Source organism: Streptomyces sp. NPDC005181, assembly GCF_040608395.1.
Lineage (GTDB): Bacteria > Actinomycetota > Actinomycetes > Streptomycetales > Streptomycetaceae > Streptomyces.
Map to the genome: position 1 here is coordinate 1 of NZ_JBEXID010000134.1, position 12550 is coordinate 12550.

Genomic DNA, 12550 nt, shown 5'->3' on the forward strand with positions numbered 1-12550 from the left:
GGCACCCGTCACCCCACACCCGCCACGATCCGCCTCGCCAACGAACAACCCCTCGGCCTCGTGGCATGACGATCACCACAAGCTAAGTGGCATTGAGTCCTGAACGCCGGCTCCGTCGTACGTGTCACGGAATTGAGGGTGCGCGATCAAGGCCGCCAACACGCCTCGGTCATCGGCCGCATCGGCCGTCAGCCGGAAGCGCTTGGTGTTGACCCAGCGATATCCGTGGGAGCCCTCGACGAAGTCGAAGTCACGGAAGTTGATAAAGGGGCTGTCCAGGTGGACGAGGGTGGGCACCGGTTCCATGCTGATCATCGTAGAGTGCGCGGCATGCTCGAACCCGACCATCTATCTGCGCCCTGACCAGCTATTACTCCTGACCGTTCACCAGCGGCGTCCCTTCAAGGAGCACGCGCTCAGGAGCTGTTCCGGCGGCTGATCTCGGCCGCGTAGGCGCCCCAGTCCCCGGCGGCGGCTCGCTGCCATTTGACGGCGACGGTGATGCCGAGGGCGCGGGCGAGGACCGCGACGGGCAGCTCGGTGTCGAGCTGGAACAGTGCGGTCGAGCGGGTCTCGGCGAGCCGGATGCCGAGTTTGCGAAGCCGTTCGCCCATGGCCCAGGCGCTGATCGGGCGGCCGGATTGGCCTTCGGGGAAGAGCCAGGGTGAGTCCGTGCGGCCGAGGACGGCATGGCTGCGGCGAATCTCGACCTGTTGGAGGGCCAGTTCAGCGACGGGTGCGGGAAGCTCGACCGGCACGGCGCCGAGGCGGATGCGGACTGCCCTGTCCGTCTCCTCGATGTGGTCGAGGAGAGCCGGGAGATCGCCGCGGGCCACTGGGCATAGAGGAGCAACAGCAGGCCGGCGAGGCGGTCTTCGGGTTTGAGGGTGTCGTCGTGCAGCAGGCGCCGGGCGGTAGCCCAGCGGGCTTCGTCATCCATCGCCTGGGAAGGGCCGTTCCATCGCTCGGCCAGGAAGCTGAGATCACGGACGATCTTTCTGGGAGAGGGCCCAGCGCACGAAGTGGCCTGCCTCCCGGCGCAGGCGGACGTCGTCGCTGGTCATCCAGGACTCAAGGTTGGTCTGGCGACAGGTGGCAAGGGGCAGGTTCTGGCCCTCGAGCCAATTCAGGAGATAGACGGCTGTCCGCAGATGTTGCCGCGCGACCTTGAGCTGGTAGTACGTGATCTCCTTGCCGCGGCTGCGTACCGGTGCAGGACTTTCCGTCCCTCGGCCGTCGCATGGGAGGCGACGAGGTCCTTCACGTGGAATTCGAGGCGGACCATCTGCTCGTCCCGCTTGGGCAGGACTTCGGTGGCGACGAGGACGCTGCGGATGTGCTTGACGACCTTGCTTTCAGGGAGCTCGTCCAGGGCCTCGTGGGTGAGGGGACGGCGGCCGGCGCCGAGATCGGACAGAACAGTGGAGACGACGCCCTTGGAGAGTCAGCGCATCCCCGTGCCAGCCCGTTCGGTGCTGGTCAGGGCGTCGTGGAGGGGCTGCAGCTTGGGGGATATGGCGCGCGTGTCATCGGCGAAGAGCTCGTGGAGCCGCTGCTTGAGACAGCTGGGGCATGGGCCAGGAGCGTGCAGCCGTTCGGATTGCCCGCAGGTGGGGCATGGGCGCCAGGGCACGCGGGCCCGGGTCACGGACGACGCCTCGCAGCTCCCACGATGCGGGAGATCGGCCAGTGCGGTCGTACTGCCCTGGCTTGGTGCCCAACCAGCCACGATCGGCAACACGATTGAGATGGGGCGTGTTTCGGGTTCACTGCAGCCCCCGGAACGACGGATGGCGGGCGCAACTGGCTGATCACCCAGCATCTTCTGCCCGTTTGTGCCGACCGTCATTTCACCGCCCAGGAGGCCGGTTCCGGTGAACAGGAATTGCAGAACATCGTTGCGGAGGGATTGCAGGAAGGCGTATTTCAAGGACAGCGGCCGACGCGCGAACAATCTGCTCGTGGAATTCACCGACATCGATTACCCCGACACCGACTATGCCTGTCCCGGAGTACCGGAGATCGCCGCTGCGCCCCGTCCTGAGACAGGCCGTGGCCTCGCCGCCACGACACCCACCCGGGAGCTGACCGTGCCTGAAGACCTGAGCACGGACACAGTGGCACTGCTCAACGTTCGCTGTCGCAGGACATCCAGCAGCCGCCGTTGCGCTTGGGTTCGGTGCAACGGCGGCTGTGTCGGCAGGGCCGTTCCTACAGCTCTCGCTCGATCTGGCTCTCGCTGACCTTGTCTTCGCGCATGGTCGCCTCGTTCTGGACGGCGTAGCGAGCCTGCGCCCCGCTGCCCTCGGCACTCCGGATCTCGCCGCGCTGAAGCTCGTCCTGCTGGTCCCGGTACTCCACGTGCTGTCCCTTGCGGTAGGGCATGGGGATCTCCAAGTCTCGTGTGGGTCGGTGGGGGGCTGGCCCTGCTCGTTCGGCAGGGGTTCCCGCCCTCTTGGCGCCCGCGACTATCGCCAGGCGCACTGCCAGCCCACCTCCAACTCCGCGCTACGGCAATCACTACGGGCCGAATGGATGACGCCTCGCTCGCCGCCGTGTCGACGTCCTCTGGAGCTTCCTCTGCGACGGACGGTGCTACGAGCCCGTCCCGCCCACCGCTCTCGCAGCGTGACATCCGATCAGGGCGCGCCCGGTTGATCCGCACCTGCCAGCCCAGCCGATATGTCCACTTCTCAGGGAGATCTGGGAGGTCACCTCCCTTGTTTGCCTGGTGGACGAGTTTGCCTGGGAGCCTGGAAGGCAGGCCAGAACCTGGGAGGCGACGGTGATGAGGACAGTGGAAACCGCCGTCAGGGGGCCAGCCCGCGCCCTCACCTGGTGATGCGGAGCGCCTCGGGATGGTGGCCGGCGCAGCAGCGCGGATCGTTCAGCCGTTCCACGGCCAGTAAATCCGCTAGGGCCTGTCCGGCGGATCTTGCCAGGCCGTCGTTGCACACAGCGGATGCAGCACTCGACGGTGCTGCTCTTTAACTTCTCGACACCCCCTCCGAGCTGCGGCAGACTTCCCGCGATGACTCAACGAACCGATACGCCTCCCACATGGGACGAGCGCACGCAGCTGGCCACCTTCCTGGACTACGCCCGTGACACGGCGCGAGCCAAGTGTGAGGGCGTGTCCGCGGAAGACGCCCGCAAGGCCCCACTCCCGAGTTCCCCGCTGATGACGATGTGCGGGCTGATCAGCCATCTGCGGTGGGTCGAGTATTACTGGGTCCAAGTGGTGTTTTTGGGGGAGGAACACGTGGGGCCGCTCACGGAGGCGACCGACGATGACCCCGATCCTGAGATGCGGACAGCGGTCGATATCCCGTTGCCACAGCTCCTCGCCGAGTACGAGGAGCAGAGTGCCCGCTATCGTCGCCTGGTGTCCGACCACGACCTGAACTCAACGGCCAAGCGTCCCATCAGTGACGGCCGCCACGTGGACCTCCGATGGGTGATCCTCCACCTCATTGAAGAGACATCCCGCCACAACGGCCACCTTGACATCGTGCGTGAGCTCGTCGACGGACGGATCGGCGTCTAGGCCCTGCCCTGCGGATCATTGCCGGAGCCAGAGTCGGATCGAGGCGACGGTGACGGTGCCGTGGATTCCTAATTGGCAGCCGAGTCGTCGTGGGGCGTCGGGCGGCCAATCCACGGAAGCCATAGGAGGCAGAAGACGTAGAGCCACACTCGACACCCCTGGGCGGGTCAACCATACGGAGGGCTCACCCTGTCCCGGAGAAGAACGTAGGGAAGACGTAGGCGCGCTTGTCGAACCTCGTGGCCACGGCCCGGAAGTTCTTGAGCGCGTCGCCGAGACCCGGCAGACCGCTTTCAGCGCGTGGGTCGTTGAGGTCCAGGTCCTCAACTGAGCTACCAGCGCAGGTACCGGTCCCGATACGTCGCTCCGCTCGTTTGCACAGGTCAGCGATCCAGCGCACCTTCGGTGCGCGCCGGGGGCGTGGTAAATCCTTTGGCGTGCGCCGGGGGTGCTTCTGTCTGCCCTGTCGTGTGGCAGGTCTGGAAATCGCCACTGCCTATCGCTCGGCCGCCGCCCACGCACACATCGGCGGAGACGTGTACGCCGCCGAACGTGTCGACCGCACGGTACGAATGTTGATCGGTGACGTGCGGGGCAACGGCTTGGCTGCAGTCGACGACGCCACAGCCGTCATCGGTGCGTTCTGCGAAGCCGCGCACCGCGACGTGAAACTGGAGCATGTCGCCCTGTCCCTGGACGCCAGCGTGCGCCGCCGTGTCGACCAGGTCGGCCAGACGGACAGCAACGCCGCGGAGCGGTTCATCACCGCTCTCGTCCTGGAGATACCCGACGACCTCTACGTCGTCCACGTGAGGACACGCTGCTCCTGCACACCGACGGCCTCCTCGAGACCCGCGACCCGGCGGGCGTCTTCTACCCGACGCTGGACCGTTTCGCGCTCCTCGCCGAGGACGAGCCGCACTACCTGATCGAGCGCCTCATGAGCGACCTGACCGTCCATGCGGGCGGGGAGGTGCAGGACGACGTCGCCATGGTCGCGGTGCGCCGCCGGGCCGCACCGTCCACGGAGGGTGCCGACGAGGACGGCCTCCGTGCGGCAACGGTGACCACGGCCGGAAAACCGGAGGGCATGGGGCCGGCGCCTGCTGCTACGATCGATTGACCAGAAGTGGTAGCAGACAGGGAGAGACACATGGCGGGTGACGACGACATCTCCGGGTGATACCGGAAGTGTTCAGCCACTGGCAGGAGCGCATACGCGTGGCCGTGGCTATTTCGTCGTTTCATAACCCCCTTCTCTTGTGGGCGACGCCATGGGCGTTCCCCTGTCACACGAGGTCTTCACATGCCCGACGCCTTTGTCGTCTGCTCGAACCTTTCCTTTTCCTGGCCCGATGACCAGCAGGTCTTCCAGGATCTTTCGTTCACCGTCGGCGGCGGCCGCACCGGCCTGGTCGCACCGAACGGCGCCGGGAAGAGCACCCTGCTCAAGCTGATCGCCGGCGAGTACAAGCCCAACCGGGGAAGCGTGTGCACCGAGGGGGTGCTCGGCTACCTCCCCCAGAGCCTGCCGCTGGTCGGCGACCTGACCGTGTCAGAGGTCCTGGGCGTCGCTCAGAAGATCAAGGCCCTGGACGCCATTGAGTCCGGGGACACGGGCGAAGAACACTTCACCACCATCGGTGACGACTGGGACATCGAGGAGCGCACCCATGCCCAGCTGGACCGGCTCGGGCTGGGGCAGATCGAGCTCACCCGGCACCTGCACAGCCTAAGCGGTGGCCAGGTCATCTCGCTGGGCCTCGCGGCGCAGTTGCTGAAGCGGCCCGACGTCCTGCTCCTCGACGAACCGACCAACAACCTTGACATCGACGCACGGCACAAGCTGTATGACGCGTTGGAGGAGTGGCGCGGCTGCCTGCTGCTGGTCAGTCACGACCGCGCGCTGCTCGACCGAATGGACCGCATCGCCGAACTCGACCGAGGCCAAGTGCGTTTCTACGGGGGCAACTTCACCGAGTACGAGGAAGCCGTGAGCGCCGCCCGGGAGGTCGCCGAGAAGAACATCCGCAGCGCCGAGCAGGACCTCAAGCGGGAGAAGCGGGAACTGCAGCAGGCCCGCGAGCGGGCCGAGCGCCGGGCCGGCAACGCGGCCCGCAACCTCAAGAACGCCGGTCTGCCGAAGATCTTCGCCGGGAACATGAAGCGCGACGCCCAGGAAGCGGCGGGCAAGTCGCATCAGACACACTCATCGAGGGTCAGCGATGCCAAGGACCGGCTCGACGACGCCAGCCGCGCGCTGCGGGACGAGCAGAAGATCACCCTGGAGCTCCCGGACACCAACCTCCCGGCCGGGCGCACCGTCTTCCTCGGCGAGCAGATGCAGTTCCACTACGGCGAGAAGGCTCTCTTCGCCGGCGAAGGCACGGACCTGACGATCCGGGGCCCGGAGCGGATCGCACTGACCGGTCCCAACGGAGTCGGCAAGTCCACCCTCCTCCGCATGGTCAACGGCGAACTGGAACCGGACAGCGGCTCAACCAAGCGCGCCGACGGCCGTGTGGCCTACCTGTCGCAGCGCCTGGACCTGCTGACTCTGGACCGCACGGTGGCCGAGAACCTGGCCTCGTTCGCGCCGGCCATGCCGGAGGCGGACCGGATGAATCTGCTCGCCCGCTTCCTGTTCCGGGGCCCTCGTGTGCACCTCCCGGTCGGGGTGCTGTCCGGCGGCGAGCGGCTGCGGGCCACCCTGGCCTGCGTCCTGTACGCCGAACCGGCCCCGCAGCTCCTGCTGTTGGACGAGCCGACCAACAACCTCGACCTCGTCAGCGTCGGGCAACTGGAGAGCGCGCTCAACGCCTTCCAGGGCGCCTTCGTGGTGGTCAGCCATGACGAGCGGTTCCTCACGGAGATCAAGGTGGACCGCTGGCTGCGGCTCGCCGACGGGCGGCTGCTGCAGACGGCGGCGCCGGAGATGGCGGCGCCGGAGATGGCTTCCGGACATCAGGACGGCTCAGGCCGGTAGGGCGGACTCGCCCCGGGCAGCGGGCGGAGACCACCCGCTGCCCGGTGTGCCCCGCCCCTACCCGGGCGGGCAATCCCCGTCCCTCGCGCCGGGCCGACCCCGTCCCTCACCCGGGTGGACCGACCTCGCCCCTCGCTCTCGGGCGGGCCGCGTCCACCCGGGCTTCGCCACTTGCGTCCGCGGCTCCGGCCCCCGGGCGCGACCACCCACCCTGTTTGGTGCTCGTATGCCTCAAGCTGCTCTGCTCGCCCACGATCTCGTCCGAACGCTCGGCACCCGCCGGGTTCTCGACGGCTTCTCCCTCACCGCGGCACCCGGCCACCGGATCGGATTGGTCGGCGAGAACGGCGCCGGAAAGTCCACCCTGCTGCGGCTGCTCGCCGGCGACGACACACCCGACGCCGGCACCGTGGTCCGCCCGGCCGACCTCGGCTTTCTGCCGCAGGAGATGCCGTTCGACGCCGCCTCGACCATCTCCGATGTGCTCGATCACGCCCTGCGGGAAGCCCGCGAGGAACTCTCCGGACTCGACCGGATCACCGCCGCGCTCGCCGGGACCCCGCAGGATTCACCCGGCTACGCCGCCCTGCTGGTCGAGTACGGCGTGCGGCTCGACCGGGCGCAGGAAAATGGGGCCTGGGACGCCGACCGGCGCGCTGCGATCGTCCTCGCCGGACTCGGCCTGGGCTCCATCCCGTACGACCGGACTCTCGGGGCCCTTTCCGGCGGGCAGCGCAGCCGGCTCGCGCTCGCCACGCTGCTGACGCGGCGGCCCGCCGCGCTCCTGCTCGACGAGCCCACCAACCATCTGGACGACGGCGCAGCGGGCTTCCTGGAGGAGCAGTTGCGCGGCCTGCCGGGGACCGTGCTGCTGGCGAGCCACGACCGGGCGTTCCTCGACGCGGTCTGCACCGACCTGATCGACCTCGACCCGTCCGCCGAGGGACCCACCCGGTACGGCGGCAACTACACCGCCTACCAGGGTCTCAAACGCGCCCAGCGGGAACGCTGGCAGCAGCGCTTCGCCCAGGAAGAGGGAGAACTCGCCGAACTGCGCCGCGCCGCCGCCACGACCGCGCAGCGGGTCGCGCCGGGACGGGCCAGAAGCGACAACGAGAAGATGGGCTACGGCCACACGACCGGCCGGGTGCAGAACCAGATCGCACGACGGGTCCGCAGCGCCGCCCGCAGACTCGACGAACTGGAGCGCAACCACGTCAGCCGGCCACCCGAGCCACTGCGGTTCCACGCCACCTCCCTTGCGGCCGCTTCCGATGACGGCATCCTCGCGTCGCTGCGGGACATCCAGGTGCCCGACCGCCTCTCCGTCGACTGCCTCGACGTGCTGTCCGCCGACCGGCTGCTGGTCACCGGGCCGAACGGGGCGGGCAAGTCGACCCTGCTCGGGGTGTTGGCCGGACGGCTGGACGCCGGCGGCGAGGTGCAGCAACGCAGCGGGCTCACGGTCGGACTGCTGACCCAGGACACTGCGTTCGGCCGGCCGGACCGTACCGTCCGAGAGACGTATGAGCTGGCGCTCGGTGCCGAGCGCGCCGAGTCCGTACCGCTTGACTCACTCAGCCTGTTCAACACGCACACCCTGGACCAGAGAGTCGGGGAGGTGTCGGTCGGCCAGCGCCGCCGACTCGCCCTGGCACTGCTGCTGGCGCACCCGCCGGAGCTCCTGCTGCTCGACGAGCCCACCAACCACCTCTCGCCTCTGCTCTGCGACGAACTGCAGGAGGCTCTGGGCACCAGTCTCGGTGCCGTGGTGGTCGCCAGCCACGACCGGTGGTTGCGCTCCCGCTGGCCGGGCCGTGAGTTCCGGCTCCGAGCGCGGTAAGTCCGTTAACTGCAACCGCATGTGGGGTGACGTCGAAGGTTGTTCGTCGTTGATTTCGCACCCCCCTAGGCTCCTCGGCACTGTCGGAGCGCACCGCAACGGTATCCGGCACGCGCCCGCAGGCATCTGCCTCCGGCCCGGCCCGGCCCGGCACAGTGCGTGCCGGGCCGGAGGCAGATGGTGCCTTCCCGGCTTCGGCGCTACGCGGCGCGGCCTCGCCGGAAAAGCCCAGCTGCCACGTCCAGGACGAGGAACCCGAGCAGCGTGATCCCCAGAACGGGCAGTGCCCAGCCGAGGATGGCGACGGCCGGTACGCCGATGATCAGCACCGGCAGGGGCAGCTGCCGCCACGTACCCCGTGCCGGGGCCTTGCCAAAGACCGCCGCGCGGTCGTCACGCATGGGGCGGCGCTGCCACCACATGCGGTAACCCCACACGATGACGAAGATCAGGCCGAGCGCGATCAGTGCCAGCAGGATCTGGTTGGCGAGGCCGAAGAGCAGGCCCATGTGGCCTTGGACGCCGAGCTTGCTGAGCTTGGCCAGGGCGGGATAGTCGGTCCACCGGCTCTCGCCGGTGACCTCGCCCTTGGCGGGGTCGACGGCCACCTGGTCGTAGTGCACTGGCCAGCGGTTATCGGCCTGAGCCACGGTCCAGGCGCTCACCGCGTCCGCGGGCGGCGTCAGCTCCACCCGACCGCCCAGCCCGGCGTCGCGGGCCACAGCGAGGGCTGCGTCGAAATCGGCGGGGTCCGTCGACGCCGAGTCGTGGCCCGTGCCGTGTCCGGTGTGCCCGGCGTGCTCGCCCTCGGTTGTTTCGGCCCCGCCGGGCAGCGTGGTGACCAGCTCGGGCGCGTGGCCCTTGGCTGCGTCCAGCAGTTGCCCGAAGTGGTCGCCGGCGTAGTGGGACCAGGTCAGGCCGGTGGCGCTAAGGAAGAACAGGCCGATAGCGAGCCACACGCCGGTGGCCGCGTGCCAGCTGCGAGTACGCCGTACGCCCCGGGCGGAGCGATCGGGCAGCAGAACGCCGCGCGCCGACTTGGCGCGCTGTCCCCGGGCGCGTCCCAGCCACAGGACAAGCCCCCCTGCGACGATCACCCAGAGCCAGCTCGCGGCGACCTCCGAGTAGAGGCGGCCGGTCTCGCCGAGGTGCAGATTGCGGTGCAGGTCGTCCAGCCATGTGGCGAGAGGCGTCGAGCCGTACCAGGTCGTCAGTTCGCCCTGGACCTTGGCGGTGTAGGGGTCGACGAAGACGGTGCGCTGTTTGTCGCCCAGCTCCGGCAGCGACAGCACCACCCGCGTGGTGTCCTCCGGGCCGGGCGGGGTGATCACCGAAGCCAGCGTGCCTTCCGGGTGGGCGTCCCGGGCCGCCGCGATTTGTTCCGTGAGCGGGCGCGGCCCGTTGCCGACCTGCTCCACCCGGAGCTGGTCGCCGTAGACGAGCTGGTCGAGTTGGGGCGTGAAGGTGTAGGCCAGCCCGGTCAGCGCGGCCACGAGCAGGAAGGGGGCGACGAACACCCCAGCGTAGAAGTGCAGTCGGACGAGCAGTGCTCGTACGCCCCTCCACGAAGGACCTGTCTGCGAGGGGCCGGCTTCCGCGGCGGGTGACGGCTCGGTGGGGCCGACGGCTTCCGCCACGGCCATTACGGCCTCATCGCGGTCGTCTCTCGGTGCTTGTTCCTGTGTTGAAGGCATGCGTGCATCCCCAATCGGCACCCGGCGCGCAGGGGCGCGGGCGCCCGCGAAGTCAACGATTCGGTCCGCCGCAAAGGCGGTACGGCGTGACACGGCTGCCGCAGCCGAAGCGCCCGAAGGGCGCCGGGCAGACGGGTGCGTGCGGGCACGCCGGACTGCGCCCGTCACCGCGACAGAGCGGGACGGACGGTCAGGAGCAGATCGCCGGCTTCGGTGGGCCCCGCCGCGTGACGCTGTGCCACAGGGCTGCCTGATGGGGCAAGCGCGAGGGGATGTGGAAGGACGCGGGGCTTGCGGGGGCGGGGGGTGTACTGACGGCGACGTGGACGCGCCAGGCCCTATGCAGGGGAGCGAAGACGAACAGGGCCAGGGAGCGGGCGAGCTGGAAAGCCGCGGCCTCGCCGCGCCAAAGCCATAGCCCGCTCAGCACTGCGGCGAGGACGTGGGCGGAGGCCATGCCGGTGGACCAGCCCACCATGGCTGCGGAGGTCATGGGCATCGCATCCATGGCCTGATGGCCAACAGCCATCTCGCCGGTACTGGTGGGGGCGGCGGCGAAGGCCTGGGCAAGGTTGAACCAGCCGTGCAGGGCGAACTGCGCCACTACCGTGGCGCCTGTCACCGCTAGGGCACTGCGCTCACCGCGTCCGGCCACCCACCAGGCTCCGGCGGTCGTGGCGGCGAACGCACACCCCACCGCCCAACCCGGCACTGTCCGTAACATCAGGGCGTGGCCAAGGCCCGTCGCCACCACACACACGGCCGCGAACACCGCGGCACGCGCGAGACGGAAGGCGGGCCCGGACGTCATGAGCAGCAATGGTGCCATGCGTCACCTGAATGGGGACAGTACCCCGAGGCGCCCCTACCGTGACCAACAAGGGCCCCGTCACCGCCACCGACGTGGTCGTCACCCTCGACGGGCTCAAGCGCTTGCGCGTACTGGATGCTGTTCCCGCACCCGAGGCCACAACCCGCGCCCAACTGCACTGGCAAGCAGGCTCCCTGGCCGCCGGAAAGTCACGCACCTTCACGGTACGAGTCAAAGCCGGGTCGTCGGGCAAGGTGACCGTGACTGCCGAAGCCACCTCCGGAACCCCCGATCCGGATCCGAACGACAACACCGCCACTACCCGGACACTCTGTCGGAGGAATGCGCACTGGCCCGAATGGATACGGAGCACCGCTTCGCGGTCCGCACCTGCGGGCTGCAGACAGGACTGCCCCGGCTGGTCCGGGGGAGGCCAGCCGGGGCAGTCTGTGTGCGGTACGGAGGGTGGTCGCCTCTCGGCGGAGGGCTCCATGGGGGCTTCAGCCGAACGATCTTCCCCATGGGCTATAGGTGAGGCCCGGGGACACTGTCCCCTCCGTACCCACAGGTGGATGAACGGTCAATCAGTCAGGATCATTCCCCGTACAGGCTCCAGCCTTTGGGTGCCGATCTCTCGCAGCACCGGAGCTCTGCCGGTTCCGGGCAGGATGGGACGTGCGGGAACAGGCTGCTCGCGGTGCGGGAGGCCGGCCCATGATGTCGACGTTTTTCTCCCGTCGGGCACGCACGGAGTTCCTCGATCTAGGTTCTGTCCGGCGGATCATGTGATCACTAGGCTGCGACGATGGAACGCGTAACCAACTTGCCCGAGAGTCTCGCCCAGCCTGCAGATCCGGCCCAGGTGAATGACTACGACAGCTTCGCCGAGGCGTACTCGGCGGAAAACGAGCACAACATCCTGAACGCGTACTACGAGCGGCCCGCGACGATAGCCCTCGCCGGAGACGTGGCCGGCCGCCGGATCCTGGACGCCGGCTGCGGCTCGGGCCCCCTGTCCGCTGCACTACGCGACCGCGGTGCCGTCGTCACCGGCATCGACGCCAGCGCCGGGATGCTGGCGTTGGCCAGGCGGCGGCTCGGTGACGATGCGGCCCTGCACGTGGTCGACCTGAGCGATCCCCTGCCGTTCGCCGACGGTGCGTTCGACGACGTGGTCGCGTCGCTCGTTCTGCACTACCTGGAGGACTGGGGGCCGACGCTGGCCGAGATGCGGCGCGTGCTCAGACCCGGAGGCCGACTGATCGCGTCGGTGCAGCACCCTTTCGTGGACTACGCGATCCAAGATCCTCGGCCCGACTATTCCGCGACCACCAGCTATACCTGCGAAATGACGTTCAACGGACAGTCCGTCCCGATGAGCTTCTGGCGCAGGCCGTTGCACGCAATGACCGATGCTTTCACCACCGCCGGCTTCCGCCTGGCCGTCATCAGCGAGCCGCAGCCCGACCCTGCCGCCCGCGAGCTGTTCCCCGACGAATTCCATGCCCTTTCGACCAAAATCGGCTTCCTCTTGTTCGTCGTCGAGGTACCGCCGTCGGCTGCAGGCTCGGACTACTAGCCGGTGACTTCGCACATGGGGTTTTAGGTCTCCAGCCAGCGGGGTCTTGTTTCGTCGATGCCGAGGAGTTCGAGCAGGTGTGCTTGGACT

12 protein-coding genes are annotated in these 12550 nt (G+C 68.5%); 7 read left to right on the plus strand and 5 right to left on the minus strand.

The window, feature by feature from the left end; all coding sequences use genetic code 11:
• Positions 1-72: 72 nt before the first annotated feature.
• The 3 genes from ABZV38_RS37070 to ABZV38_RS37080 all read right to left on the minus strand — a co-directional run bounded on the left by ABZV38_RS37070 (position 73) and on the right by ABZV38_RS37080 (position 2385).
• Positions 73-306: a hypothetical protein gene (locus tag ABZV38_RS37070; protein WP_356332931.1), complete on the minus strand. Its 234-nt coding sequence runs from the start codon at positions 304-306 to the stop codon at positions 73-75.
• A 110-nt stretch (positions 307-416) separates the two neighbouring features.
• Positions 417-836, minus strand: coding sequence for a hypothetical protein (locus ABZV38_RS37075; RefSeq protein ID WP_356332933.1), 420 nt, complete (start codon positions 834-836; stop codon positions 417-419).
• Between the two features lie 1375 nt (positions 837-2211).
• A complete protein-coding gene (locus tag ABZV38_RS37080) occupies positions 2212-2385 on the minus strand; it encodes a hypothetical protein (protein WP_266992672.1) in 174 nt (57 codons plus the stop codon).
• 646 nt (positions 2386-3031) lie between these two features.
• Between ABZV38_RS37080 and ABZV38_RS37085 the strand changes: the two genes are divergently transcribed.
• From ABZV38_RS37085 to ABZV38_RS37105, 5 genes are all read left to right on the plus strand, one after another.
• A complete protein-coding gene (locus ABZV38_RS37085) occupies positions 3032-3547 on the plus strand; it encodes a DinB family protein (RefSeq protein ID WP_356332935.1) in 516 nt (171 codons plus the stop codon).
• A gap of 572 nt (positions 3548-4119) precedes the next feature.
• Positions 4120-4476 carry a hypothetical protein gene (locus ABZV38_RS37090; RefSeq protein ID WP_356332948.1) on the plus strand — a complete coding sequence of 119 codons (357 nt, stop codon included), beginning with the start codon at positions 4120-4122 and terminating at the stop codon, positions 4474-4476.
• Positions 4374-4670 (plus strand): SpoIIE family protein phosphatase, encoded by a 297-nt coding sequence (locus ABZV38_RS37095; protein WP_356332951.1) that lies wholly within the window; start codon positions 4374-4376, stop codon positions 4668-4670. The genes ABZV38_RS37090 and ABZV38_RS37095 overlap by 103 nt, the downstream gene beginning before the upstream one ends.
• Before the next feature lie 183 nt (positions 4671-4853).
• Positions 4854-6533: a ribosomal protection-like ABC-F family protein gene (gene abc-f / locus ABZV38_RS37100; protein ID WP_356332937.1), complete on the plus strand. Its 1680-nt coding sequence runs from the start codon at positions 4854-4856 to the stop codon at positions 6531-6533.
• Between the two features lie 226 nt (positions 6534-6759).
• Positions 6760-8376, plus strand: a complete 1617-nt coding sequence (locus ABZV38_RS37105) for an ATP-binding cassette domain-containing protein (protein ID WP_356332939.1) — start codon at positions 6760-6762, stop codon at positions 8374-8376.
• Positions 8377-8576: 200 nt separating this feature from the next.
• Here the strand turns inward: ABZV38_RS37105 and ABZV38_RS37110 are convergent, their stop codons facing one another.
• Together ABZV38_RS37110 and ABZV38_RS37115 are read right to left on the minus strand one after the other, a co-directional pair.
• Entirely contained in the window at positions 8577-10070 is a 1494-nt protein-coding gene (locus ABZV38_RS37110) for a PepSY domain-containing protein (RefSeq protein WP_356332941.1), read from the minus strand.
• A gap of 190 nt (positions 10071-10260) precedes the next feature.
• Positions 10261-10881 (minus strand): hypothetical protein, encoded by a 621-nt coding sequence (locus ABZV38_RS37115; protein ID WP_356332942.1) that lies wholly within the window; start codon positions 10879-10881, stop codon positions 10261-10263.
• Positions 10882-10910: 29 nt separating this feature from the next.
• On the opposite strand from ABZV38_RS37115, the gene ABZV38_RS37120 reads away from it, so the two are divergent.
• Positions 10911-11699 carry a DUF11 domain-containing protein gene (locus tag ABZV38_RS37120; protein ID WP_356332944.1) on the plus strand — a complete coding sequence of 263 codons (789 nt, stop codon included), beginning with the start codon at positions 10911-10913 and terminating at the stop codon, positions 11697-11699.
• Positions 11687-12460 (plus strand): class I SAM-dependent methyltransferase, encoded by a 774-nt coding sequence (locus ABZV38_RS37125; RefSeq protein ID WP_356332946.1) that lies wholly within the window; start codon positions 11687-11689, stop codon positions 12458-12460. The genes ABZV38_RS37120 and ABZV38_RS37125 overlap by 13 nt, the downstream gene beginning before the upstream one ends.
• Positions 12461-12550 lie beyond the last annotated feature (90 nt).

Coding starts and splice junctions, on each gene's coding strand:
- ABZV38_RS37070 (WP_356332931.1), bottom strand. CDS start 306: ATGGAACCGGTGCCCACCCTCGTCCACCTGGACAGCCCCTTTATCAAC.
- ABZV38_RS37080 (WP_266992672.1), bottom strand. CDS start 2,385: ATGCCCTACCGCAAGGGACAGCACGTGGAGTACCGGGACCAGCAGGAC.
- ABZV38_RS37085 (WP_356332935.1), top strand. CDS start 3,032: ATGACTCAACGAACCGATACGCCTCCCACATGGGACGAGCGCACGCAG.
- ABZV38_RS37090 (WP_356332948.1), top strand. CDS start 4,120: ATGTTGATCGGTGACGTGCGGGGCAACGGCTTGGCTGCAGTCGACGAC.
- abc-f (WP_356332937.1), top strand. CDS start 4,854: ATGCCCGACGCCTTTGTCGTCTGCTCGAACCTTTCCTTTTCCTGGCCC.
- ABZV38_RS37105 (WP_356332939.1), top strand. CDS start 6,760: ATGCCTCAAGCTGCTCTGCTCGCCCACGATCTCGTCCGAACGCTCGGC.
- ABZV38_RS37110 (WP_356332941.1), bottom strand. CDS start 10,070: ATGCCTTCAACACAGGAACAAGCACCGAGAGACGACCGCGATGAGGCC.
- ABZV38_RS37115 (WP_356332942.1), bottom strand. CDS start 10,881: ATGACGTCCGGGCCCGCCTTCCGTCTCGCGCGTGCCGCGGTGTTCGCG.
- ABZV38_RS37120 (WP_356332944.1), top strand. CDS start 10,911: ATGGGGACAGTACCCCGAGGCGCCCCTACCGTGACCAACAAGGGCCCC.
- ABZV38_RS37125 (WP_356332946.1), top strand. CDS start 11,687: ATGGAACGCGTAACCAACTTGCCCGAGAGTCTCGCCCAGCCTGCAGAT.